Genomic DNA, 24412 nt, shown 5'->3' with positions numbered 1-24412 from the left:
TTAGATTTTTAACGAAAACTGCGGCATCTCCGATGCCGTAGTTTTTATTTATTTTCAGTTTCGAACTTTATATTCACCTTCTGAAAATCTCAGTTTATATCTTGGAAGCAGATTTCCTTCAACGGTTATTTCCTTTAGTATTCCTTTCAGGCGGATGATTTTCCCTTCCAGTTCCTCTGCGCTTTCTTTTATACCATTAGGGATATGGACATACTCAAAACTTAAAATTTGAGTAATTTTTTTATTGTTAACTCCTGTGAAAAAGGTGTTTTTATCATCATCTTTAAGGCTGGTGCAATTATTATAACAGTTTTGTTTAAACGGGTGGGATGGCATTATCATTTCTTTTCCCTGTAAAAACTGAACTTTCTTTAAAGCTTCCTCTTTTGAGATCTTATTTTCGTTCAATAGTCCTACGTTTGAATATAAGTACATATATCTTAAGACCATCTTTTCATTTTGCATATTGGGAGCTGCTTCAGCCAATTGTAAAAGCTTTTGAGAGAGCTGCTCAGATTCTGTCCAGTTTTCTTTTTCAAGATAGGTTATCAGAGAATTGTAGTCTTGTTTAAAATTAGAATTTTGCGCAAAACCTACTGTAAACAATAAAAAACAAAATGAGATGATTAGTTTTTTCATTTCAATAGAAATTAGTTTTTGTAAATATAAAAAAATAACGTGCCTGTGAGCACGTTATATATTGTTTAAGAAAATTCTTTTTAGTTAAAACCTTCAATAATTTTAGAGAAATCTTCAAGTTTCAAAGCAGCTCCGCCAATCAGACCTCCGTCGATGTCAGGCTGAGAGAAAATTTCTTTTGCATTGTCCGGTTTTACAGAACCTCCGTAAAGGATAGAAACCTCATCAGCAACTTCCTGTCCGTATTTTGCAGCAATAATGCTTCTGATATGAGCGTGGATTTCCTGAGCCTGCTCAGGAGTGGCCGTTTCTCCGGTTCCGATAGCCCAAACAGGTTCATAAGCGATAACTACTTTTTTGATTTCTTCTGCAGAAAGCGTGAAAAGAGCAACTTCAGTCTGATTTTTCACTACATCAAAATGCTGTCCTGCTTTTCTCTGTTCCAATGTTTCACCATTACAGTAAACAGGGATCAATCCTTTATCTAAAGCCAGTTTTACTTTTCTGTTGCAGTGAGAATCTGTTTCACCGTGATATTGTCTTCTTTCAGAATGTCCGATAAGAGATCCTGTTGCGTCAATAGATTCCAGCATATCTGCAGAAAGTTCACCAGTATAAGCTCCGCTTTCGTGTTCGCTCATATCCTGTGAAAATACTCCGATTTCGTCTTTTTCGAAGATGTCTTTAGCCATCATCAGATATAAAGATGGGGGAGCGATCCAAACCTCACAGTTGGTTGCATTATTGTTTTTATAGCTTAGTAACTGAATCATCAATTGTTGAGCATCAATTACATTTTTGTTCATTTTCCAGTTTCCTGCAACGATTTTTCTTCTCATAATTTTTTGATTTATTTAATCTTCTTCTATTTTAGTATCAATAAAGGTGTAGGTATTGTCTTTTTTACCTAATAATTCTATCGACTGAAACTTGACATCACCACTGCCTAAAACTTCATAATTGTATACATCTGTAACGTTATCATAATTGTGAAGTTCATAGTATTTGCCATCTTTCGTCCACCATTGGCCATTTTCAGTTTCCTGGCGTACGCTGCCATCTTTATCGATAGCAACAAACATCAAAATGCTTTTTCCTTTTTCTAACCGGCACGAAACCCAGTATTTGGAAAGCCCGTCAATCTGTTGGTTTTGTTCGGAGCCTTTATAGCAACCTATGATTTTTTTGTCGTATTCTTTTTCTTGAGCTGTTATCCCTATTCCCATTAATAGGAGTGATAAAATAAAAAACTGTTTCATTAGTCTATTTTGTAATTCTTTGTGTTTTTAGATTCCTTAATTTTTTTGTTTTTTTATCTTAGCCCAGATTCCAAAGACTCTTCAAGTGCTTATAGTAATTGTGCTCTTCATCAGTCACTTTATTATCAGCTTTTATCAGTGTTTTGGCAAACTGAGCAAAACTTACACGCTCTTCTTCCGTAGAGTCATCATGGAAACAGTTAGCGTGGAATTCAAAATGTCCCTTCCATTCTTCCGGCTGAAGCAGAGCGATGGTTTCAAGTTCGTTGTCCAAATCCATTTTAAAAGGAAATTCATCTGCAAGATATTGTTGAATAACCATTCCTTCTTCAGGTACAAATTCTCCGTCTACGGAAGAAAGGATCATTAATAAGTGATAACCGGCAATTGATTTATTTGATTTTTGCATTGTTGAGATGTTTAGTGTTTAAAGTTTTTGTTTCTTGATCAGGATTAAGCAGGTAATTCCCTATTTTACATAGTCTTTTGCAGGTTGCTTATTCACAATTTTTCCGTTTTGTAAAACTAAAACGAAAGGGTTACTTCTTGCGATGGTTTTTATGGCAGTCCCGTCCATCATCATATTTTTAATGGTTTTAAAAGTATTGGGATCTGTAGAAACGCCATATACGACATTCGGTTTTTCAGCTTTTACTTTGGCCTCAACCTGTTGAAGCAGCTCAGGCGAAATATCTTTCGGATGATATGAAAATACGAGAATGGCTTTTGGTGCGTTGATCACTTCATTGGTAGCTTCAAGACCGGTAGGATCTTCAATTTTGAATTTTACAATTTCAGATTTATAACCTTCTTTTACTAATACAGATTCATTTTTTCCGTCTTCGATTTTCCATGGAGAACCTTCTGCCCAGTATTCTGTTTTTTTGATATAATCATCCTGATTTACTTTTTTTACTTCTCCTGTTTTCTGATTTTTAAGAGAATAAAACGTTTTATATTCAGACGGATTTTTATTGATTTTAGCTTTTTCGGCTCTTAAATCGGTTCCTATTTTATAATCACGGAAATCAATCATCGGTTCATGCATAATCCCTTGGGCCATAATATAAATCATTCCCAGAGAGAACAGTCCCAAAACGAAATATTTAAACTTATCCGAAGAATTTTTTCTGCTGTCAAAAGTATAGGCATCTTTCTTCTTAAAATCATTTCTGTAAAGGATGAATACAGCGATTAATCCAATCAACAGTACCACATCTTTCACAAAGCTCTGCCAAGGGGTAAATTTAATGGCATCTCCAAAACATCCACAATCTGTTACCACATTGTAATAGGCCGAATAAAACGTAAGGAAACCAAAGAATATACAAAGTGCAATTAATGCTGAAAGAGTAAATTTAAGCTTCAGCTTTATCAAAAGCATAAATCCCAGCACGAGCTCCAAAACCACTACGATGATTGAAAAAAGAAGTGCAAATTTTTCCAGAAACGGCATATTGAAAACCGGAGGCGAAAAATATTCTTCCATTTTGAATGAAAAACCGACCAGATCCACAGCTTTCACAAAACCGGAAAGGATGAATATAACAGCAATAACGAAACGTAATAAACCTTTGATCATATTAATTAGTTTTGGAATGTGAATTGTTTTCTTTTTCTGAGAATTTTATTAAGCAGAAAACGGCATAGTTGAGCATATCAAAATAGTTGGCATCCAGACCTTCCGATACAATGGTAACCCCTTGGTTATCTTCAATTTGTTTGGTTCGCAAGACTTTCTGATAAATAAGATCGGTGATCGAAGAAATTCTCATATCTCTCCAGGCTTCACCGTAGTCGTGGTTTTTCCTTTCCATCAGTGCTTTGGCTTCATGAGAATATTGATCATAAAGCTTCATGATTTCCTCTTTATTTTCGTTAAAATCATTGGAAAATCCTTTCTCAAGCTGAATCAGTCCGATAATAGAGTAGTTCACCACAGCGATGAATTCGCCTTCTTCACTCTCATCCACCATTTTTTTATCAGTCATCTGCAGCGTACGGATTCTGTTGACCTTAATGTAAATCTGATCTGTAATAGAACTAGGTCTTAAAACCCGCCATGCAGGACCGTAATCCTGTAGCTTTTTGCTGAATAATTCACGGCACTCACTGATAATTTTCTCGAACTGTACTGATGTTTTTGACATAAATTCTCTTAAACTTTCAAATATACAAAATAGGTTTTAGTTTTTAGGTTTAAAAACAGTGGTTTTGGTTGATAAATTCAGAGAATTTCAGGTTCGGAGAGTTTAAAAGTGAGGGTTCAGGACGAAAGGGATGTTGAGTATTTAATGTTTTCAATATTGTCGGTACAAAACTGGATCAATTTATTTATCAATTACTAATTTTGCAAAACGTAAATACTAATTTCGAATGTCCAAAACGAATCCTCTACTTTCAAATGTCAATTCTCATTCCTATTCAATCAACTGCAACGGAAGACTGGTAGATTTATCTGAACCAAAAATTATGGGAATTCTGAATCTTACTCCTGATTCTTTTTCTGATGGTGGAAAGTTTAACAATGAAAAAGCGGCTCTGGATCAGGCTGAAAAACTTTTGAAAGAAGGTGCAGAGATTATTGATATCGGTCCTCAGTCTACCCGCCCGAATGCCGAATTTTTGACTGCTGATGAAGAAATAAGAAGGATAGGATCTATGATTTCGAATATCAGGAAAGAATTTCCGGAAACATTGATTTCAGTGGATACTTTTTATGCAGAAACCGTAAAATTTGGATATAATGAAGGGATGGATATTATCAATGATATTTCTGGCGGGCAGTATGATAAAAATATGTTTGATGCAGCTGCAGAAACCAGGCTTCCTTATATCTTAATGCATGTGAATCCTTCTTATGAAACGATGCACGACAAAATAAACTTTACAGATATCACCCTTTCTGTGAACCGCTATTTTTCTGAAAAGACCAATGAGCTTTTAAAAAAAGGGGTTCATGATATTATTCTTGATCCCGGTTTTGGATTCGGGAAAACGGTAGAAGATCAAATGAAAATGATTGATGAGGTTGAGTTTTTAGGCTTTGGAAGATTTCCTTTGTTAATCGGTATTTCAAGAAAATCATTTATCTATAAACCACTCGGGAAATCCCCATTGGACATAACCGAAGAAACGCAGAAATTGCACACAAAAGTTTTGAAACAAGGAGCAAAAATCTTAAGAGTACATGATGTTGCCGAAGCCAAAAAAACAATTGAAGGCTTTTATCTTGAATAAAATTTTATAAATATTCAAATTTCAGCAGTTGATAATAAGATGAAGGGAGAACTTTTCATCTTTTTTTGGTTTTGAATCCTCAAAACCAAAAAAAGCATATCTATTCGAACAGTGGATTTTATATATAAATCACTTTAGTTTGAATAAAATGGATGTTTTTACATTATTATCAGTTGGATTTTAATTAAAATGTTATTTATTTCACTTTTTTGTGAAGATTAACAGTTTTATATTGATTTATTATTGTGTTAAATGATATTAATTCAATAATATCATCATTTTTGTGTAATTATTAATAATATTTAAATATTATTGTGTTTATTTTTATTTTTGTCTTTTTTTAATGAGAATATGAGGGTTTAATTTATATATATTTGAGATGTATTAATCATCAAATATGTACAATTATGAAAAAACTACTTTTAGTTTCAATCCTTTTTGTAACGTGTATTTCGCATATACACGGTCAGGTAAAGGAAAGACCACAGTCTGCACAGGACACGCTGTCTCCGCCGGCTAAAGAGCATCCTGAAAAAACGGATAATCTCCCAAAATCAGAGCCGCTGGGGAAGCCGGATGAACGGCCGAAACCTATGGAAAGTGCTTCAGGGATAAGTACTCAGAACCATTCAGACTTAAAAGAAAACCCTAAAGAACAAGCGGTATCAAAACCGACTTCCAATCAGAGTAATGACCAGCTACAGATTGGTAATGCTCAGACCTCAGCTTCAAATTCTAAAATGACAACCGCTGCATTAACGAGACCTCAGCTTATCAGAGCACTTACTGAGGCTAAGTATATGCCTGATTTTATCATTACTGCCTCACACCGTGCGCAATATAACGGTGGTCTGGAGCCTGAAAACTCCCAGGATGGGATTGAGGCTGTTGTGTCGGGAAACAGAGCGGATATTGTCGAGTTAGATATAAAAAAATCTTCTGATGGAGAGGTATATGTGATGCATGATGATTATCTGCAGAGAACAACTGATTTTCTGGATAAATTTCCGGGAGTCGGCGGATCGTCTGCTGATCAGAAAAAATATGGCAATTATGACTATTATACATGGGATCAGGTAAGTACCCTTACATTGAGAAATGCTGATTTTGAATATACCGACAGAAAAGTGCCTAAATTCAGAGATGTTCTCAGGTATTTTAAAAATTCCACCAGTTCTTTAATCAATCTTGACATTGGGGACATGAATGTTTTCAGAGCAACCTGGGACATTGTGAAGGAGGAAGATGCGTTTGACTGTGTTATTTTTAAAACAGCCAGTATTAACCCTCTTGATTATAGCAACCAGTATTATAATCCATTGCCGGCTGAAATGAAATCTAAAGTTATTTTCTTTCCCATGATCGGAATGGCCAATCCCGGACATACTGGCGATCCTATGGGTGCATATAACGAATGGGAAAACAGCAGTCCGCCTTTAGCAAAAGGTTATGAACTGGGATATCGTAAAAATGCCGATGCGCCAAAACTTTTGGATGTTGTTACCCAGATAAGAATCAAAGGGACGGTAAGGGTACATGTTTTCAATACCTACCCGGATAATTATAAAGGACGCTATATGGGGAATGTCAATGTCAACCAATGCTGTAACGACGGTGATGACTCGCGGGGTGACTGGAATTACCTTCTGGATCCACGAGGTTTTAATAATTATACAAGAGGTGCCAACGGATATATTATTACAGATGATCCCGAAACATTGGCAACCTATTTAAGCTTAATTGGAAAAAGATCTACCAACTAATAACAAAATTATGAAAACATATATAAAAACAATATTACTCATCCTGTTTGCAATAAGTAACAGTCTTTATCACGCGCAGGAAGTTTTTTTTGATAATTTGGATCAGAAATTAATATCTGTTATTCCAAGTCATTATTACCCTATGAGAAGTGGGGATCTCTTGAATGAGTTTATCAATAAAAGTCCTTCTGACAAATTAAAAATGATTTCTGCCTATGAAGCTTCGGCTCCGGATCGGTTTGAAAACAACGGCGAAGCACTTGCTATGAACGGAGATAATGGGTATGTGGAAACACCTTTTGGGCAGTTTCATGAAATGATCTCTAACAAAGTCGTTAATATGTCATTCTGGGCCCGATATTCAGAAGAAGTATATAATGGAACTAAAAACGGAATTCTTTTTTCGATACGGGAAACAGAACACGGTGGTATTCAGATGATAGCGAAGATCGAAAATAAGCAAATAGTGATCTATGCCAATCGCCCTCATAAAGATGGTGGGAATCGATTGGTTCCTGTTATTAAAGTGGATTACCCGATAAATTATGGTTCGGGTGATGGTTCGAATCCGGGAGTTGAAACTGCAGGATACCTGTTCTTCTGTATTACTTCAGAAGATACGGCTAATGGAAAACGAACAAAAATATATTTCTCGAGACCGGGTGGAAGATTGTACTGCCGTTCATTTTATGCTTATCCTTTTGAAAAAATAAGTCCTAACGGAAATGCCCTGGTTTTATGGGGCGGATGGCCGGGGAGTAATGATGTTAAAGCAAGTGGAGTGGATGATCTGATGTTTTTTCAAAAAGGTAATTATGCTGCTAAAGTGCTATCTCCCCAGGAAGTATTGAACAACTATTACTTACAATCTCCTTTATATGAAGGAGTCTCTTATGCAATTAGTGGGAAAAGAGATGTTGGCCAAAATAATTATTCTAATTATTATTGGACATTACAGTCTAAGCAGGATACAGGTGTACCTATTAATGAGGAATTTATTGTCCTGGATTATCTTAGTAAAAGTTATCCTTTTTCGACAGATCGTTTTATGGTTATTAAGAGATCTAGTTCTTCCTTTCAGAATTACAAATTTATCAATGCTAAAATGGGAGGAGTTATGCATCCTAGCAGTAGCTCATATGCTTATATGAGAACTGGTTCTGTGGATGATACTTATGATCCTCTTCAGTATAAAAGGGATGTCAGTGATCCTTCCGTAATGTTTAATGTGTTTTCTAATGAGAATAAATCTGGACAATTCAGATTATTTAATGATTATTCTCAAAAGTACCTTGCTACTTATATGAGTGGAGGAATTCCGTATTTAGCATTCTATAATGAAGCAGATCATGTTTTTGAGCTTTTTACTGTTACTGCTGCTTTTAAGATTGACAGAGGATCGGGAAGAAAACATGCCGGTCTCGTAAATCTCCGTAATCATGCTTTTAAACCGGAGGGTGAATACATCAGCGCAAAGTCAAGTGCTCTTCCTGAGTTTATGGGTGTTGGATGGAGTGATTACTATGGCAGGATAATGACTCAAACTTCTCAGGCAGCCTTTACAGGTTTTAGAGTGTATTCTTATGAGTTTAATGAACCAGGAGACAGTGGGGCATTGAGCTTTTATAACAACTGTGGAAATGCTTATGAGGGAAATGCTCTAATGAAAAAAGATATTACTTATGGTTGTGGATTTCATTGGATGTATGTAAAGGATGATGTCAACGGAAAGCCTTTGTACATTATGCACCAAAATACTAGTTTTAGGAACAACAATATTTTTAACGGATTGTTTATAGGAGCCAGAGCAAATGGGCAACCGGATATAGAACAAAATTACCAAAATAATGCATTAAATGCAGATGGTTCTATACCCGATAAACTTCTTTGGAGTATTCATAAAGTAGAATAATTTTTTTTAATCTTAACCTTATTATCAGTCTGTTGGAATTTCCGACAGACTGAATTTGTGTACATAAGAAAGGAATTAAGCGATTGGTTGCTGCCCTTTCTTACCCTTTTTATTCTTAAATTAGAATTGTCACCCTGAGGCACTCGAAGGGTTGTTGAGCTTACGAAAAGGATTTATCATCAGTTTTTTTTCTCACGGATGCTTCGAGAGCCTCAGCATGACAGAGTTTCGATGATGGTTTGTAAATTAAAAAGGATAGTCATAATTCACATTATCATTATAACAGCTAGTATTCGCGCTGTCACCCTGAGGCACTCGAAGGGTTGTTGAGCTTACGAAAAGGATTTATCATCAGTCCTTTTCCTCACGGATGCTTCTAGAGCCTCAGCATGACAGAGTTTCGATGATGGTTTGTAAATTGAAATATAGCAATTACTCTGAGCCTGCCGAAGAGTCCTTTTTCCTTTTAGAAAGATCAGGTAGTTTTTCCCATTGATCATTGATGATGGCTTCTTTCTTCTTCCTGCTCCATCCTTTCACTTGCTTTTCAAAAGCGATAGCCTGTTCAATCTCATTGAATTCAGTATGGAAAACCAATTCCACGGGTCTGCGCTGGAAAGTGTATGATGACGGTTCAGAGCCTTGCTGATGTTGTTGAAATCTTAGATTAAGATGATTTGTAACGCCGGTATAATAGGAATTATCGGAACATTTCAATATGTAAACATAATATTGATTCATTATTTGTGAGTTTTCACAAATCTATTAAAATTAATTAAAACTGTCACCCTGAGGCTCTCGAAGGGTCGTTGAGCTTACGGAATAGATTTATCGTCACTTCTTTTTCTCACGGATGCTTCGAGAGCCTCAGCATGACAGAGTTGTGATGGTAGTTTGTAAATTAAAAAGGATAGTCATAATTCACATTATCATTATAACAGCTAGTATTCGCGCTGTCACCCTGAGGTACTCGAAGGGTTGTTGAGCTTACGGAATAGATTAATCATCAGTTCTTTTTTTACGGATGCTTCGAGAGCCTCAGCATGACAGAGTTATAATGACGAGTTGTAAATTAAAAAGGGTAGTCATAATTCGCATTATCATTATAACAGCTAGTATTCGCGCTGTCACCCTGAGGTACTCGAAGGGTTGTTGAGCTTACGGAGTAGATTTATCATCACTTTTTTTCTCATGAATGCTTCGAGAGCCTCAGCATGACAGAGTTTCGATGATGGTTTGTAAATTAAAAAGGATAGTCATAATTCACATTATCACAATAACGGTCATAATTCGCGTTGTCACCCTGAGGCACTCGAAGGGTTGTTGAGCTTACGGAATAGATTTATCATCAGTCCTTTTTCTCATGAATGTTTCGAGAGCCTCAGCATGACAGAGTTGTGATGGTGGATTGTAAATTAGAAAGTTAATCGTAATACACATTATCACGATAAAGCCAACCTATCTATCTTTCCAGAGTAAAATTAGAAATGACTTTCGGACGTGCAGTTTCGTTGGCTACTTTCCATGAAGTTCTGTACATCCATTCGGTCATTTTATAGAGCTTTTTATAATTGATGTTTTCAGACTCATCCTGTGGCGTGTGGTATTGATCGTGTAGTACGCTGGTGAAAAATATCGCAGGAATTCCGGCTTTTGCATACGGAAGATGGTCACTTCGGAAGTAGAAGTATTCAGCATGGTTCGGAGAGTCCCAATCTTTAAGATACGTGAATTTAGTACTCTCATTATTGGCATCTTCAGCCATTTTTACCAGTTCTTCAGAGTTTTTATGGGGCGCATTTCCTCCTAAAAGAGCGGCTTCATTATTATCATTTCTTCCGATCATATCTCCGTTTAAAACGGCAACAATATTTTCTTTCGGAACTACAGGGTGAGCAGCATGCCATCTCGAACCTAACAAACCTCTTTCTTCAGCACCATGAAAAACAAACAGGATGCTTCTCTTGCCGGGTTGTTTTTTGTAAGCTCTTGCCATAGCCAGCATTGCTACACAGGTGCTTGTATTATCATCCGCTCCGTTGTAAATGGTATCATTTTTTACAGGATGTCTGATACCGTCGTGATCCTGATGTCCGCTTAATAATACATATTCATTCCTGAGCTTGGGATCTGTACCTTCTATTTTTCCGATTACATTTACGGACGGGTATTTATAGGTCTCTGTGATGAGGTGAAGGGAAGCGGCAGGATTGTTTTTTACCCAGGCTGCATTTTCTCTCTTGATCCACAAAACAGGAATATTATCCGTTACCTTTTCTCTTAAGCCTTCTACACCATAGCTTCCTCTTGTCATTTGCGGAAGTACCTCAACCCAGCTTTTATCGGAAGTATCATCGGTAATAAAAATAATACCTTTGGCTCCGAGTTCCAAAGCTTTGTTATAATATTTTGTTCTTACAAATCCGGGATATCTCCTTACAAAGAGCGTCATCTCTCTGTCGATATTCTTATCGGAAGCGTTTATGGCAAGTATTTTTCCTTTAATATTTAATTTGGACAGTTCATCAGGTTCTGCGTTTCCTGCGTAGATAATATCAGCCTCCAGATTGGCATTTACAGGCTCGGCTACCAGAAAGTCTTTCCATATTTTAAGCTGCTGATTTCCGATTTTCAACGTACTCTGGGGAATCACCTGATGTCTGTACATATCAAAATACTGAAAGAAAGTTCCGTTATCTCCGGCAGGTGTCATTCCTGCTTCCTTGGCTTTATCGGCAAGCCACATGGATACTTTAAGCTCATCCAGTGTTCCGGCTTCACGACCCCAAAACTGGTCAGCCGCCATTTCGTACATGTCCTTTCTGAGATCTGTTTCTTTGATCGCGGAAACCAGTGGTTTTTTGTACGACTGTGCATTTCCGACCGCAAAAATAAATATTCCGATGAGAGCTGCGATATATTTCTTTTTCATGAAAATTTAATTAGGGTTAGTCAATTTATCCGCAAACTGTTTTGAAAACTCTTTTCGGTCTTCTTCCAGTTTTTCAGGATTTGAAGGTAAGATATAATTGAAAAGAATCTTGTCTTCTTTATCTAAAAAGATAATTTCTTTCTCTTCGCCGTCAATCATCTGAGCAAAAATCTCCCACATCGAAGTGTCTTTTAGTTTTAAAAGCTCAAAAAACTGATCTGCCTGTATTTGTATCGATTTCATTATTTATTATTTTTAATTACTCATATTAAAACTCCAGCAGCTTCAGCTTAAACTGAATGGCAAAGTTCTGCTTAAAATTCGGAGTGGTATAGTATCCGACCCTGTAAAATAACCCTAAATTAAAATAAGTCGAAAGGAAATTATTCCACTCCAGACCTACTTCCTGATAAAGATGATCGAGTTTGCGGTATCTGAACTGATGGTATTCCGGATGCTTCATATCACCTATCGTTCCTCTCAGTACAAAATCAAAGCTTGAAACATTTTTTCCGAAACTCTTAAAATAGAAAGGAAGCTTATGGGTGAAATAATAGGCTACAAACTTATCATTATAGTATTTACCACCTTCCAGGGTTGCAAAACCAAGGAATGAAGTAAGGTTGAAATTAAAATCTTTACTTGGTGAAGCAAGCCCGTTCATGGTGAAATTTTTCCATATAGGAGCGTCACCGAAAACCATTCCTCCGTATAATCTGAATCCTGTAGTTCCCAGCATGGTCTTGAAATTGTGAACAAATAGAGCATCAAAACGCGTATAATTGAAATCACCGCCAAAAACTTTATAACTCTGTTCATAGTTAAAATAAAGCTCCGGGTATTTCTGATCGATCAGAGATTTTCCCTGAGGAGTCATAATATTCGTGGAATTTGGAGAATATTTTAAGGTGAAAAGGGTATTGAAATTTTCAAACGCAGCACCTCTCTCCCTGAACTGATAATCGAACATCGCTTCTTCAAAATTTCTTCTGGCTGCGAATACCAGTGTCAATCCGTTTGTGACATCATTCAGATATGATACGGAGGCACCCCGGATGTGATAATATCTGTCGTTATTAATGTTATTCCCATAATTTGACATTCTCATTTTGAAGTTCCAGAGTCTTCGGTAGAACTCTCCGGAAGCCATTACATCATTATAGTAGTCAACTCTGAAAAAAGAGTTTTTATCGAGAGTGGTTTTTATATCCAGTCCGATTCCGTATTTCCATTTATCATCCTTAAATCCGTATGCGAAGTAATAATCCGGAGAAAAATAAGGATTGAATGTTTCATTCAGCTTAGCCTTTAAACCGACTCTGAAGCCTTCGTACGAGTTGAAGTTTACAATTTCATCTACGGCAAAATCAACAATTCCCGTCCGGATCTGTCCGTTGATTAATCCTGTTAAAACACGGGCTTTATTATCGATATTATAGATTTTTCCAAGGCTGTCTATTGTGGTATATGTATTTCTTTCTCTTTCTGTGAGGGGATCGGTTCTGTACTGATCAAGTGTTTTTCCGTCAGCATTTTTTACAGAAAAAGTATAGCCTTTAAAGGAATCACGGCCTTCTTCAATGGGTGACTGAAAATCGAAGTATTTTGAAGTCAGGAAAGCGTAGGTTCCGAAGCTCTTTTTATCTTTTTTATGACCTTCGGTTTCCGGATTTTCTTTCGGATCTTCCTCCATTGCCATTCTGCTCATTCTCAGTTTTACAGTTTCATTGGAAAGAAACCATTTGTTATTGTAAAATATCCAGGTACTGGTGATGATACCGTCGTTTTTTACTTTGCTGAAGTTTTCGATTTTCTTGATTCCGTAGGTTTCGGTATCAATATAAATGGCACCGTTGTATTTTCTTTTTTTATCCTGTTTTCGGTAATTAACTTCACGGAAACGGATGACGAAATTTTTTCTTCCGTCCAGTTCAATTGTGTCGGTCAGGAAAAAACGGTACAATCCTCTGTTTTCCTGCTTGAGTTGGTTGGGAAGCTTGTCTCTGTTGCTTTGCTGCATGGCGATCATCTCATAAATAGGCTGCTTGAGACCGGAAATTCTGTTGTCGAGAATATTGATCTTTTCGCCATATTTTTTTGAGTATAAAAACTCCTGAGCTCTTTCCCACAGGAACAGTTTGCTTTTGGAAAAAATTTGTCGCGCCGAGATATTATTTAAAGAATCTTTTTCTCTCTTTTTTTTAAAAATAGTTTTGTCTTCAAAAAACTGATTGAACTGCGAAATGCTGTCTTCATCAATGTCTAAAGATATTTTTTCGTATGATTTATAGGAATAGGAGTGGAGGGTTTTAGGCGAATTTTCTCGGAATAACTGATTGACTTTTTTCAAGATTTCAAGGGCTCTTGGATCACTTTTATCTTCTATGACAACAGCCTCAATGCTTGTAACTTTCGATTGTGAGAAACCAAAAACATACATCAAGAAAAATAAAAATAATAAGGCCTTTTTCATTTAAAAAACTACGCCAAAATTAGTAATATTTATCGGTACAGAAAAGTTTTGTTAATTGATATTAATGAAGGAGATTAATTGGAATTATCTTTCAATATAAAGGAAAAGCTCCAAAAAAAATTGAGAGCTTTAGAAAACATTTATTTTAATTTAAAAGATTTAACCTGAATTTTATTCCGAAATTATCTTTAAACTGCGAAGTTTGATAATAGCCTAATCTGTAAGAAAATCCGACTCCTAAACTTGTTCCCAAAAATCTGTTCCAAATAAATCCTGCTTCCTGATAATAATGATCCAAAACCTGAAATTGGAATTGATGATCTGTCCTGTTTTTCATATTTCCGATTGCAGATTGATATTCGAGTTCGATGCTGGAATATCGATCACCTAAAAATTTAAATCTGAAAGGAAGCGATTGCGAAACCTTAAATGCCACAAATTTATCAACGAAGAAAGTTCCCGAAGGCATCGTTGTAAATCCTAAATTGGAAGGCGTGGTGATATTAGAATACCATTTATCTACATTCGCATCACTTTGCCCTGCAATTTCAAAATTCTTCCAAATCGGAGCGTTTCCGGAAGAAATTCCACCAAAAAGTTTGATGTTGGTGTATCCCAATTTTGATCTGAATTGATGAATAATCAACGCATCCAATCGGTTATAATCCAAATCTCCACCCAAATTTTCGAAGCCTTTTTCATAATTCATGAAGATTTGAGGATAACCTTTTTCGTAAGTATATTTTCCACTTGGCGTCATGATATTTTTATCATTCGGAGAAAATTTTAAAGATAGTGTTGCGCTTGTGTTGTCGAAACTATTTCCTAAATTTTTGTACTGATAATCAAAAAGAGCCTGCTGTTTTTCTTTATTCACGGCGATTTTCATGCTTAATGAATTGGAAATATCATACAAAAACGAAGCTCCCCATTTTTGATTTTTGTAAAAAGTTCCGTTGTGAAGATCCAGATTAATATCCGAAACTTTCATCATCATATCCCACATATTATTGTTGAATCGTCCTGCAGCAAAGACATCGTCTACATAATCGATTCTAAAAACGGAAGTTCTTTTGTCTGACAATTTTACATCCAGACCCAAACCATATTTCCAAGTATGATCTTTAAATCCATACCCAAAATATCCATCAGGAGAAAAAGTCTTGCTGAATTTTTCGTTTAATTTCAAACCTGCTCCCAAACGCACACCTTGATATTTATCGTAGCTAAAAAGTTTAGTAATATCAAAATCGATCATTTTGTAGCGAATATTTCCACGCAACAATTGGGTTAAAGTGTTTAGTTTTTTCTCAAAATCATGCTTTTGTACGAAGCTGTCTATTTTTGTGTAGGTTGCGCTTTCTCTTGTCGACAAACTGTCTGTTCTGTATTTATCTAAAAGGCTTCCGTCGGAATTTTTCATTTCCAAAGAATAGCCTTTAAATTCTGATGCTTTTTGTTCTTTATTTAAATCAAAATCGAAGAAATGGTTTTTCACGTACAGATAATTTCCGAACTTCTTTTTATTGTATTTTGCCTTTTCACCGGGTTTTAAGCTGTCTTTTTTTGAAGTATCAAAACTTTGGCTTCCCATTTTCAGTTTGATATCTTCATAATCCAAAAACCATTTTCCGTCGATTGGTTTCCAGACGGAAACGATATTTCCTTCGTTTTGTTTTTTATTGACACTTTCAAACTTTTTCAACGCATAAGTTTGGGAATCAACATAAATTTTTCCGTTGAATTTTCTTGGATTTTGTTTCTTTTTGTCGGTGATTTCTTTGAATTTAATGACGTAAGTTTTTCTTCCGTCAAGCTGCAAAGTATCAGAAAGATAAAAGTTAAAAAGCTTTCTGTTTTCTGGTCTAAGCTGTCTCGGAACTCTGTCTAAATTTGAAATATTAATCGCCAAAGCCTCATAAATCGGATTTTTAAAACCAGACATTCTGTTGTCGATAATATTTGTTTTTTCACCAAAACTTTTTGAATATTTGTACTCAGTTGCCTTTTCCCAAAGAAACATCTGACTTTCCTCTGTTGCACTGATGAAATCTTCTGTCGTTAAAGAATCTTTTTTATCTTTTTCTGTTTGTTTAAGATCTTTTTTATCCACTTTTGAAAGCGAATCTTTTCTTACCGCTAAGAAATTTTTGTAGGTATCAATCGAATCTTTATCAACATCAATAGAAAATTTAGTGTAAGATTTAAAATTGTAAGAATCCAAAGACTTTGGTGAGTTTTCTTTGGCTCTTTTATTCAGTTCATCCAAAATTCTCAATGCTCGTGGATCGCTTTTATCATTAATAACAATTTTGTCGATATTATCCATTTTTTCAGACAATGGTTGCATCGAAATCTCCATTGATTTTCTCACATCAGCCAAGACATCCTGAAAATTGCTGGCCAGAATTTCAACTTTTTTACATTTGGTTTTGAAGGATAAACTTCCGTTAAAATCTGTCTTTCCAAGAAGTTCATCATCGCAATAAACCGCTGCATTATGAATGGGTTGCTTATTAGATTTATTGATTATTTTAAGCTGAATCTGTCCAAAAAATAAGGTTGTCGAGAATAAAAACAGTGAAAATAGAAGTTTGGTCATTAATCTTGTTTATTAGTTAGACAAAACTATTGATAAGAAAGTTACAAAAGTGCAAGGAAAAATATAATGTTTTGTTAAAAATAAAATCGTCTGTATTTCATGGAGATACAGACGATTTTTTAGTATGCTCAATTCTCAATTATATGAAAAATGGATTTTATTTAAGATTTTTTTAAGTCTTTAACTTTAATAAAAGTTTGGATAATTCTAATGGTGATATAACGTTTATTTTTCCGTCAATATCCTGATTCACATCTATTTTCTTAAACTTTCCATTATAATACCAGAAAAAATCAGTTGAAATAGGATAAGGATGTTCATCATGAAATTTTTGAACTAAACCTTTTGTACCCTGAATAAACTTTACAAAATCAAGCGGTTTTTCTTTTGTTATTTTACAGATATTGATAATTCCTTTATTTGGAAAAGCAACAACTGAACCTAATTCACCAACAAAATCTTTTGAATTGTTGATTAAATCTAACGCATAACTACCTGCATAAGTTTCGTCATCAATAAAGCTTACTTCAATTTTGGTTCCTCCCAAATCAAATTCCTGTGTTAGCTTATTAACTTTTTGACTGTTGATATTTTTCTGAGCCAAAGAGAAAACTTCTTGTTCGCTTTTATTCCAAAATTTAAACATTGTTCCTCGTTGAACATTTGTAAATGCTGTTGGCAGATCGAGCATTAATACTGTATAAGTACCTTCCAGATCTATTTTATAAACAGAATTTTCAGGTTTAATGTATTGCTCAAAATACTCTTTTGGATAAATACGAATGCTTAAATATTGTTTTACCTTATCAAATTGTTTTAAGTCGAGTGATTTTGATAAATCCATTGAGCTAAAAAGATTATCGACATGTTCTTTTACAATATTATTTAAAACATTTACATCATTTTCGCTTTTACACTTATAAAGTAAATTGTCCAGACCCATCTGAAAGCCTGATTCTGTTTTAATAATCCCATCTTCTAAAGAAGTAACTTTTTCATGATGAGAAATTTCCAGAAGTGCACGGTCGATAATCGCTTTGTAATTCTTTGAATTGAATTCATTTTTATAATTCTCTGGAACTATATAAGATATTTGCTGTGCAGATAAATCTATACAGAGAAAGGTGAGAAAAAATAAAAATAAATTTTTCAAAAACATTCAAAAACAATTAAATATTCAACGCCTTCTGATAAGCATTCTCCAACCCATCAAGATTTTTTCCTCCTGCAGTTGCGAAACCTGGATTTCCACCACCACCGCCTTGGATTTCTTTAGCTAAGTCTTTAATAAGCGCTCCAGCCTGATAAATTCCTGCCAAATCATCAGAAACGCCAACAGTAATCATTGGTTTCCCGTCTGCGTCGGACAAGATAATCGTAATAGAAGTCGGGATTTCTTTCTTCAACTGGAAGACGATGTCTTTTACTGAACCGGAATCCAAAGAAGTTCTTTTCACTAAAAGTAATTTATCACCTTTTTGCTCATAAGCACCTTTCCAGTCACCGATTTCGCCTTTTGCTTTTTCTTTTTTGAATGCTTCAACTTCTGCTTTCAATGATGCATTTTCTTCGATTAATTTCTCGATAGAACGTACAACATCTTTAGATTTCAACAATTGAGAAAGCTCAGTAATCTGTTTTTCTAAACCTTTGAAATATTCTTCAGATTTATCTCCTGAAATCGCTTCAATCCTTCTGATTCCCGCAGCTGCAGAACTTTCAGAATTGATTTTGAAATGACCGATTTCACTTGTGTTTTTCACGTGAGTTCCCCCGCAAAGTTCTTTTGAACTTCCAAACTGGATCATTCTCACACTGTCACCATATTTTTCACCAAACAAAGCCATCGCACCTTTGTCAATCGCTTCCTGGATCGGAATATTTCTGAATTCCTGCAATGCAATACTTTCTTTGATTTTTGCATTTACTTTTTCTTCAATTAATGCCAATTCTTCCTCCGTCATTTTATTGAAATGAGAGAAGTCGAAACGCAGATAATCCGGACCAACGAATGAACCTTTCTGTTCAACGTGAGTTCCTAAAACATCTCTCAAAGCTTCGTGCAACAAGTGCGTTACAGAGTGATTGGCCTGAGAATTTTTTCTGTCGGTTGCATTTACTTTAGCATAGAAAAGAGCGCTTGCATCTTTTGGAAGTCCATTGATTAAAGAAATAATCAATCCGTTTTCCTTTTTCGTTTCTAACACTTCCAAACTTTCGGTAGCATTTTCAAGAACACCTTTATCACCAACCTGTCCACCGCCTTCAGGGTAGAAAGGGGAGTTGCTCAGTACAACCTGATAAAATTCACCGTCTTTATTTTCTACTTTTCTGTATCTTGTAATATAAGTTTCCGCTTCGATTTGGTCGTAACCCACGAAGTTTTCTTCTCTTTCTTCTAAAGTTACCCAGTCGTATACTTTCTGAGCAGAATCTGCTTTAGAACGTTGTTTTTGTTCATTTAAAGCAACTTCAAAACCTTTTTCATCGATCGTTAAACCTTTTTCCTCAGCGATAATTCTCGTTAAATCATCAGGGAAACCGTAAGTGTCATATAGTTCAAAAACTTCTTCTGTTGGCAATACTTTTTTACCTTCCGAAATGGTCTGCTGAATTAATTTATCAACTCGGATTAATCCGGTTTCAATCGTTCTTAGGAAAGACTCTTCTTCACTTTTAATAACTTCAGTTACCAAAGTTCCTTGTTTTTCCAATTCAGGGAAGAAAGCTCCCATTTGTTCCTGTAAAACAGCAACCAATTTATAAAGGAAAGGTTCTTTCATATCTAAGAATCGGTAAGAATAAGAAATTCCTCTTCTTAAAATTCTTCTGATTACATATCCAGCTCCTCCGTTTGAAGGTAGTTGTCCGTCTGCAATGGCAAAAGAAACTGCTCTGATGTGGTCTACCACAACACGAATCGCGATATCTTTTTCGTCTTCTAAAATTCCTGTATATTTTTTACCTGAAAGTTCTTCAACCTTAGCAATTAAAGGCGTGAAAACATCGGTGTCATAGTTCGAAGATTTCCCTTGAAGCGCCATACAAAGACGTTCGAAGCCCATTCCTGTATCTACGTGTTGAGCAGGAAGTTTCTCCAAAGAACCGTCAGCTTTTCTGTTGAATTCCATGAAAACGAGATTCCAGACTTCCACAACTTGAGGATGGTCATTGTTTACTAATTCAAGTCCTGAAACTTTAGCTTTTTCTTCCGGAGTTCTCAAATCAACATGGATTTCAGAACAAGGTCCGCAAGGTCCGCTTGCTCCCATTTCCCAAAAGTTATCTTTTTTATTTCCGTTGATGATTCTGTCTTCAGAAATTACTGCTTTCCAATAGTCGTAAGCAGCTTGGTCTCTTTCCAAATTTTCGGAAGCATCTCCTTCAAAAATGGTTACATATAAGTTTTCTTTCGGAATCCCGTACACTTCCGTCAGCAATTCCCAGGCAAAAGCAATAGCATCTTTTTTGAAATAATCACCAAAAGACCAGTTCCCCAACATTTCAAACATGGTGTGGTGATAAGTATCTCTACCTACATCATCCAAATCATTATGCTTTCCCGAAACTCTCAGACACTTCTGTGTATCGGCAATTCTTGGGGCGGTAGGCGTTTTATAGCCTAAGAAAAAATCTTTGAACTGGGTCATTCCTGAGTTGGAAAACATTAGAGTAGGGTCGTCTTTCAGCACAATTGGTGCAGAAGGAACGATAAGGTGGTCTTTACTTTTAAAATAATCTAAAAATTTTTGACGAATCTCTTGTGATGTCATAATGATATATATTGCTTTGCTTTTACAAATTTTCGATAAGATGCAAATTTAATGTTTTTGGGTGATGTAATGTCAAATATTTGACATTTTGAGAAGATTTTTGTCTAAAATTAGATATGTTTTTAGGAGCTATTTCCCGCTTTCCGTTGCAATCTTTTTTTCAAAAAGGATTTTCTCTTCAATCGGGGCTAGGGTTGCAGCCATTATTTTCAAAATTAGAAGTATTAATCATTCATCAAGTTTTTCATCCTGGAAGGATCTCAACGGTCAAAAGATGAAAAATTCAATTTTGTTTTTTTGAGATTGCTTCGTCGCTTCGCTTCTCGCAATGACCTAAATTCGCTTTCTAATACTATTGTTGAGATCCTTTCAGGATGACAAACAGAGCGTTTTTTAATATAATAAACAAAACTTTGTACTTTTCCGTTTAACTTACTATATTCGTGATTATCTGAAAAGATAAAGTTTTAATATGACAAAAAACGAAACAATCAAAAACTGGATAGAACAGTACTCAGAATCATTATTGAGAAGAGCGGTTTATCTGCTTTCGGATAAAACCGAGGCAGAAGATGTGGTTCAGGAAGTATTTATTTCGGCTTTTTCGTCGTATGATTCATTTGAAGGAAAAAGTAAGCCACTGACCTGGCTGATGACTATTTTAAACAGAAAAGTTGCGGATTTTTACCGCAAAAAATATAAAACTGAACCACAAATAAAACTAGACCATTTTTTTGATGAAACCGGTTCGTGGAGAAATGATGATGTCCTTAATGATTGGGATGCTTCCAACAAAGAAACCGAGCTTCTCGACGACGGAGATTTTAATAAAACATTGGAAGATTGTATTGAAGATTTGCCCTCCAGATGGAAGATTCCGATGAAAATGTATTATCTTGAAGAAAAAAAAGCACCCGAAGTGAGTCAGGAATTAAATATTTCTACGACTAATCTTTGGAAGATTTTGCAGCGAAGTCGAATGCAGTTGCGGGAGTGTCTGGAATTTAACTGGTTTGCCAAATCATAAGGGATCGAAAAATGTTAAAAAAACTAATACATATTATCTTTTTACCATGCAGTGAAGCAACTTTACTGATGGAAAAGCGTAACGCAGAAAACATATCTCCAAGAGAGAACTGGAAACTCAACCTGCACCTTAAAATCTGCAAATGGTGCAGAGCCTACAAAGAAAAACTGGAAATTTTAGATGATATTTTAAAAAGAAAGCTTGCCCAGGAAGAAAAAATTGAAATTAATGATTCTGAAATTCAGTCGTTTAAAGATAAAGTGCTTAAAAATCTAGATATTTAGAAAAATCTTTGTCAGGATTTTGAAATTGTTCCGACTATACTTTTGAAAATAACAAAGTATTAATTCAAAATCATTAAAAATGAACGGAACTACATTAGAAATCAACACCAAAAACCGAACGGGCAGGATTGGATATTACATTTCGCTTTTCGGAACTGCATTAATTCTGCTTTGGATCGGAATTTTCAAATTCACACCAACCGAAGCTGCAGGAATAAAAAACTTGGTAGAAAACCATTTTCTCACCTTTTTCGTATATGATATTGTAAGTGTTCAAACAGTGTCAAATGCTATCGGAGCGATAGAAATTATCATTGCTTTACTATTACTTTTTAGTGTGAAATTTGCATCACTGAGAAAATACGCTGCGATCGGAATGATTGTGACTTTCCTTACCACTTTGAGCTATTTATTTACGACTTCGGGAATCTGGAAAGTAGTGGACGGAATTCCGGTTACAGATTTTTTTATCCTTAAAGATTTAATGTTTTTAGGATTTGGTTTAATGATTTTAAATGGAAAAAATGAATACAAATAACAAAATAAAAATGAAGAACATATTAATATTACTCGGAATGTTTCTGGGAATAGCAGTATTTGCGAGAAGTTGCGGAGATTCGAGAAAGATGAAAACAACAGGAACTAATAAAGAAAATGAGACCACTATGGACAGTAAAAATGTAAAAGAAGTTTATTTTGCAGGAGGATGCTTTTGGGGAACAGAGCATTTTTTTCAACAAATTCGGGGAGTGGTAGGAACGGAAGTCGGATATGCCAACGGAAATAAAACCAATCCCACCTATGAAGAAGTGATCAGCCATACCACGGGTTTTGCGGAAACGGTAAAAGTGAAATATGATCCGGAACAGGTAGATTTGAAACTTTTAGTTGATTTATATTTTAAAACTATTGATCCTACAAGTGTTAATAAACAAGGCAACGACAGAGGAGATCAGTACAGAACAGGAATTTATTCCACAGATAAAGAAACAGAGGCGGTTGTAAAAGCTGAAGTTGAAAAATTAGCTAAAAATTATAGCAAACCGGTTGTTGTAGAGACCATTCCTTTAAAAAACTTCTACAAAGCGGAAGATTATCATCAGGATTATCTGGATAAAAACCCTGGAGGTTATTGTCATATTGAACCCGGATTATTTGAAATGGCAAAAAATGCGAACTCACTTCCAAAAAAAGAAACAAAAGAAATGAAATATCAAAAACAGGATAAAGCTGTCTTAAAGAAAGAATTAACTGCAGAACAATATAAAGTAACGCAGGAAAACGGTACTGAAATGCCTTTTAAAAATGAATATTGGGACGAGACCCGTGAAGGAATTTATGTTGATATCACAACAGGAGAGCCTTTATTTATTTCAACCGATAAGTTTGAATCCGGTTGTGGATGGCCAAGTTTTTCGAAACCGATTACTAAAAAACTGATCGATGAAAAATTAGACAAATCTGCAGGAATGACAAGAGTTGAGGTAAGAAGTAAAACCGGAGATGCGCATTTGGGACATGTTTTCAATGACGGACCCGCGGACAAAGGCGGACTTCGCTACTGTATCAATTCTGCTTCGTTAAAATTTATTCCGAAAGCAGAAATGCAGAAAAAAGGTTATGGAGAATACATTTCTTTACTTGAAAAAGATAAGAAATAAATATAAAGATGAAGTGATTTGAAGACTGTCGAAAGGCAGTCTTTTTTGTTTTAAATTTTATCCGTACTTTCACTCACAACAAAGCAGAGTCAAAAATCTGGTTTCACTTAATAATGAAGCCTCTGAAGTTGAAATCTCTCTTTAATACTGAACATGGATATATTTAAAAATAATAAAAACCCGAAAATGAGGAACAAAGCGCTTCTTGGAAGTTTGGGAATACTTTCGAAAAGTATTTGATAGTATTTTCCATTGAAGAAATCGGAAAATTTATCCTTAAAAGTAGGTTTTTCATAAGTATAAATTACATCATCACACAAAAGGCATTCGAATTTTTCTTCCTTAGCATTTGGATTTTTGTAATTTACGGTAGCGAAAAAATGCCCTGTTTTTTCTAAATCTATGCAATAAGTATCATGTTTAGCTATTGTCATATTATTCAAAACAGAAACAAAATCGCCATAACTATTATTTTTATCTAAAATAAATTCAATCCCAGTTTCCTTTTGATTTTTTTTTTGAAGAGATTTAATTTCAGAAACATATAATTTTGAATTTTCTTTTGCCTTATTGTGATCAATTTTTATTTTTTTATAATCCCAATTTCTTAAAGGCTCAAAAGTTGAATTTAAATTACTCTTATCTTTTTCTAATTTTGCAGGAAGTCCAATGTCTATTACATTATATTTAGTTTCATCAACATACGGATTGATGTAATACCAAAATAAAACAGGAATAATCAAAGCACTGATCAATCCCGGAACGTAGTATATTTTTCTCATCGATATCATTAGGATAAAATTAATAAAAAAATCAATTCATAAATACTCTTTAACATACACAAAAA

Annotated in this window: 21 protein-coding genes; 7 read left to right on the top strand and 14 right to left on the bottom strand. The window is 35.1% G+C overall.

What is annotated here, in order from left to right; all coding sequences use genetic code 11:
• Positions 1-54: 54 nt before the first annotated feature.
• The 6 genes from M2373_RS04380 to M2373_RS04355 form a co-directional block, all read right to left on the bottom strand.
• Entirely contained in the window at positions 55-639 is a 585-nt protein-coding gene (locus M2373_RS04380) for a hypothetical protein (protein WP_259107956.1), read from the bottom strand.
• 80 nt (positions 640-719) lie between these two features.
• Positions 720-1478 carry a triose-phosphate isomerase gene (tpiA, locus tag M2373_RS04375; protein WP_259107953.1) on the bottom strand — a complete coding sequence of 253 codons (759 nt, stop codon included), beginning with the start codon at positions 1476-1478 and terminating at the stop codon, positions 720-722.
• Positions 1479-1493: 15 nt separating this feature from the next.
• Positions 1494-1898 carry a hypothetical protein gene (locus tag M2373_RS04370; protein WP_259107950.1) on the bottom strand — a complete coding sequence of 135 codons (405 nt, stop codon included), beginning with the start codon at positions 1896-1898 and terminating at the stop codon, positions 1494-1496.
• A 58-nt stretch (positions 1899-1956) separates the two neighbouring features.
• Positions 1957-2307, bottom strand: a complete 351-nt coding sequence (locus M2373_RS04365) for a TerB family tellurite resistance protein (protein ID WP_259107948.1) — start codon at positions 2305-2307, stop codon at positions 1957-1959.
• 60 nt (positions 2308-2367) lie between these two features.
• Positions 2368-3480, bottom strand: a complete 1113-nt coding sequence (locus tag M2373_RS04360; protein ID WP_259107946.1) for a BT_3928 family protein — start codon at positions 3478-3480, stop codon at positions 2368-2370.
• 1 nt (position 3481) lies between these two features.
• A complete protein-coding gene (locus M2373_RS04355; protein WP_259107944.1) occupies positions 3482-4048 on the bottom strand; it encodes a DUF1599 domain-containing protein in 567 nt (188 codons plus the stop codon).
• Positions 4049-4370: 322 nt separating this feature from the next.
• Between M2373_RS04355 and folP the strand changes: the two genes are divergently transcribed.
• From folP to M2373_RS04340, 3 genes are all read left to right on the top strand, one after another.
• Complete coding sequence (folP, locus tag M2373_RS04350; RefSeq protein ID WP_259108890.1) at positions 4371-5138, top strand: dihydropteroate synthase; 768 nt, start codon at positions 4371-4373, stop codon at positions 5136-5138.
• Positions 5139-5545: 407 nt separating this feature from the next.
• Positions 5546-6901, top strand: a complete 1356-nt coding sequence (locus M2373_RS04345) for a glycerophosphodiester phosphodiesterase family protein (protein ID WP_259107942.1) — start codon at positions 5546-5548, stop codon at positions 6899-6901.
• Between the two features lie 10 nt (positions 6902-6911).
• The gene (locus tag M2373_RS04340) at positions 6912-8813 is read left to right on the top strand and encodes a hypothetical protein (protein ID WP_259107940.1); all 1902 of its coding nucleotides are present in this window, start codon (positions 6912-6914) and stop codon (positions 8811-8813) included.
• Positions 8814-9245: 432 nt separating this feature from the next.
• Here the strand turns inward: M2373_RS04340 and M2373_RS04335 are convergent, their stop codons facing one another.
• The 7 genes from M2373_RS04335 to alaS all read right to left on the bottom strand — a co-directional run bounded on the left by M2373_RS04335 (position 9246) and on the right by alaS (position 20593).
• Positions 9246-9554, bottom strand: a complete 309-nt coding sequence (locus tag M2373_RS04335) for a GIY-YIG nuclease family protein (RefSeq protein ID WP_259107938.1) — start codon at positions 9552-9554, stop codon at positions 9246-9248.
• A 721-nt stretch (positions 9555-10275) separates the two neighbouring features.
• The gene (locus tag M2373_RS04330) at positions 10276-11745 is read right to left on the bottom strand and encodes a M20/M25/M40 family metallo-hydrolase (protein ID WP_259107936.1); all 1470 of its coding nucleotides are present in this window, start codon (positions 11743-11745) and stop codon (positions 10276-10278) included.
• A gap of 6 nt (positions 11746-11751) precedes the next feature.
• Entirely contained in the window at positions 11752-11988 is a 237-nt protein-coding gene (locus tag M2373_RS04325; RefSeq protein WP_259107933.1) for a hypothetical protein, read from the bottom strand.
• A gap of 25 nt (positions 11989-12013) precedes the next feature.
• Positions 12014-14218, bottom strand: a complete 2205-nt coding sequence (locus tag M2373_RS04320) for a hypothetical protein (protein ID WP_259107925.1) — start codon at positions 14216-14218, stop codon at positions 12014-12016.
• A gap of 145 nt (positions 14219-14363) precedes the next feature.
• Positions 14364-16820 (bottom strand): DUF5686 family protein, encoded by a 2457-nt coding sequence (locus M2373_RS04315; RefSeq protein WP_259107922.1) that lies wholly within the window; start codon positions 16818-16820, stop codon positions 14364-14366.
• Positions 16821-16992: 172 nt separating this feature from the next.
• A complete protein-coding gene (locus M2373_RS04310) occupies positions 16993-17973 on the bottom strand; it encodes a hypothetical protein (protein WP_259107920.1) in 981 nt (326 codons plus the stop codon).
• Between the two features lie 16 nt (positions 17974-17989).
• Positions 17990-20593 (bottom strand): alanine--tRNA ligase, encoded by a 2604-nt coding sequence (alaS, locus tag M2373_RS04305; protein WP_259107918.1) that lies wholly within the window; start codon positions 20591-20593, stop codon positions 17990-17992.
• 472 nt (positions 20594-21065) lie between these two features.
• Here alaS and M2373_RS04300 point away from each other — a divergent pair, with 472 nt between their 5' ends.
• The 4 genes from M2373_RS04300 (at position 21066) to msrB (ending at position 23565) form a co-directional block, all read left to right on the top strand.
• Complete coding sequence (locus M2373_RS04300) at positions 21066-21620, top strand: sigma-70 family RNA polymerase sigma factor (RefSeq protein ID WP_259107916.1); 555 nt, start codon at positions 21066-21068, stop codon at positions 21618-21620.
• A gap of 11 nt (positions 21621-21631) precedes the next feature.
• On the top strand, positions 21632-21904 hold the full coding sequence (locus M2373_RS04295; protein WP_259107914.1) for a hypothetical protein: 273 nt from the start codon (positions 21632-21634) through the stop codon (positions 21902-21904).
• A 79-nt stretch (positions 21905-21983) separates the two neighbouring features.
• Positions 21984-22442, top strand: coding sequence for a YkgB family protein (locus M2373_RS04290; RefSeq protein ID WP_259107912.1), 459 nt, complete (start codon positions 21984-21986; stop codon positions 22440-22442).
• 10 nt (positions 22443-22452) lie between these two features.
• Positions 22453-23565 carry a peptide-methionine (R)-S-oxide reductase MsrB gene (gene msrB / locus M2373_RS04285; protein WP_409013184.1) on the top strand — a complete coding sequence of 371 codons (1113 nt, stop codon included), beginning with the start codon at positions 22453-22455 and terminating at the stop codon, positions 23563-23565.
• A gap of 107 nt (positions 23566-23672) precedes the next feature.
• Here msrB and M2373_RS04280 read toward each other — a convergent pair whose 3' ends face one another.
• Positions 23673-24347 carry a hypothetical protein gene (locus tag M2373_RS04280; protein ID WP_259107911.1) on the bottom strand — a complete coding sequence of 225 codons (675 nt, stop codon included), beginning with the start codon at positions 24345-24347 and terminating at the stop codon, positions 23673-23675.
• Positions 24348-24412: the final 65 nt, after the last annotated feature.

Source organism: Chryseobacterium sp. JUb7, assembly GCF_024806495.1.
Lineage (GTDB): Bacteria > Bacteroidota > Bacteroidia > Flavobacteriales > Weeksellaceae > Chryseobacterium.
Note: the sequence above shows the minus strand (reverse complement) of the source record. Positions and strands in the feature narration are given on the sequence as shown.

Bases quoted from the DNA above. Each gene is read 5' to 3' on its own strand.
- M2373_RS04380 (WP_259107956.1), bottom strand. From the start codon at position 639: ATGAAAAAACTAATCATCTCATTTTGTTTTTTATTGTTTACAGTAGGT.
- tpiA (WP_259107953.1), bottom strand. From the start codon at position 1,478: ATGAGAAGAAAAATCGTTGCAGGAAACTGGAAAATGAACAAAAATGTA.
- M2373_RS04370 (WP_259107950.1), bottom strand. From the start codon at position 1,898: ATGAAACAGTTTTTTATTTTATCACTCCTATTAATGGGAATAGGGATA.
- M2373_RS04365 (WP_259107948.1), bottom strand. From the start codon at position 2,307: ATGCAAAAATCAAATAAATCAATTGCCGGTTATCACTTATTAATGATC.
- M2373_RS04360 (WP_259107946.1), bottom strand. From the start codon at position 3,480: ATGATCAAAGGTTTATTACGTTTCGTTATTGCTGTTATATTCATCCTT.
- M2373_RS04355 (WP_259107944.1), bottom strand. From the start codon at position 4,048: ATGTCAAAAACATCAGTACAGTTCGAGAAAATTATCAGTGAGTGCCGT.
- folP (WP_259108890.1), top strand. From the start codon at position 4,371: ATGGGAATTCTGAATCTTACTCCTGATTCTTTTTCTGATGGTGGAAAG.
- M2373_RS04345 (WP_259107942.1), top strand. From the start codon at position 5,546: ATGAAAAAACTACTTTTAGTTTCAATCCTTTTTGTAACGTGTATTTCG.
- M2373_RS04340 (WP_259107940.1), top strand. From the start codon at position 6,912: ATGAAAACATATATAAAAACAATATTACTCATCCTGTTTGCAATAAGT.
- M2373_RS04335 (WP_259107938.1), bottom strand. From the start codon at position 9,554: ATGAATCAATATTATGTTTACATATTGAAATGTTCCGATAATTCCTAT.
- M2373_RS04330 (WP_259107936.1), bottom strand. From the start codon at position 11,745: ATGAAAAAGAAATATATCGCAGCTCTCATCGGAATATTTATTTTTGCG.
- M2373_RS04325 (WP_259107933.1), bottom strand. From the start codon at position 11,988: ATGAAATCGATACAAATACAGGCAGATCAGTTTTTTGAGCTTTTAAAA.
- M2373_RS04320 (WP_259107925.1), bottom strand. From the start codon at position 14,218: ATGAAAAAGGCCTTATTATTTTTATTTTTCTTGATGTATGTTTTTGGT.
- M2373_RS04315 (WP_259107922.1), bottom strand. From the start codon at position 16,820: ATGACCAAACTTCTATTTTCACTGTTTTTATTCTCGACAACCTTATTT.
- alaS (WP_259107918.1), bottom strand. From the start codon at position 20,593: ATGACATCACAAGAGATTCGTCAAAAATTTTTAGATTATTTTAAAAGT.
- M2373_RS04300 (WP_259107916.1), top strand. From the start codon at position 21,066: ATGACAAAAAACGAAACAATCAAAAACTGGATAGAACAGTACTCAGAA.
- M2373_RS04295 (WP_259107914.1), top strand. From the start codon at position 21,632: ATGTTAAAAAAACTAATACATATTATCTTTTTACCATGCAGTGAAGCA.
- M2373_RS04290 (WP_259107912.1), top strand. From the start codon at position 21,984: ATGAACGGAACTACATTAGAAATCAACACCAAAAACCGAACGGGCAGG.
- msrB (WP_409013184.1), top strand. From the start codon at position 22,453: ATGAAGAACATATTAATATTACTCGGAATGTTTCTGGGAATAGCAGTA.
- M2373_RS04280 (WP_259107911.1), bottom strand. From the start codon at position 24,347: ATGAGAAAAATATACTACGTTCCGGGATTGATCAGTGCTTTGATTATT.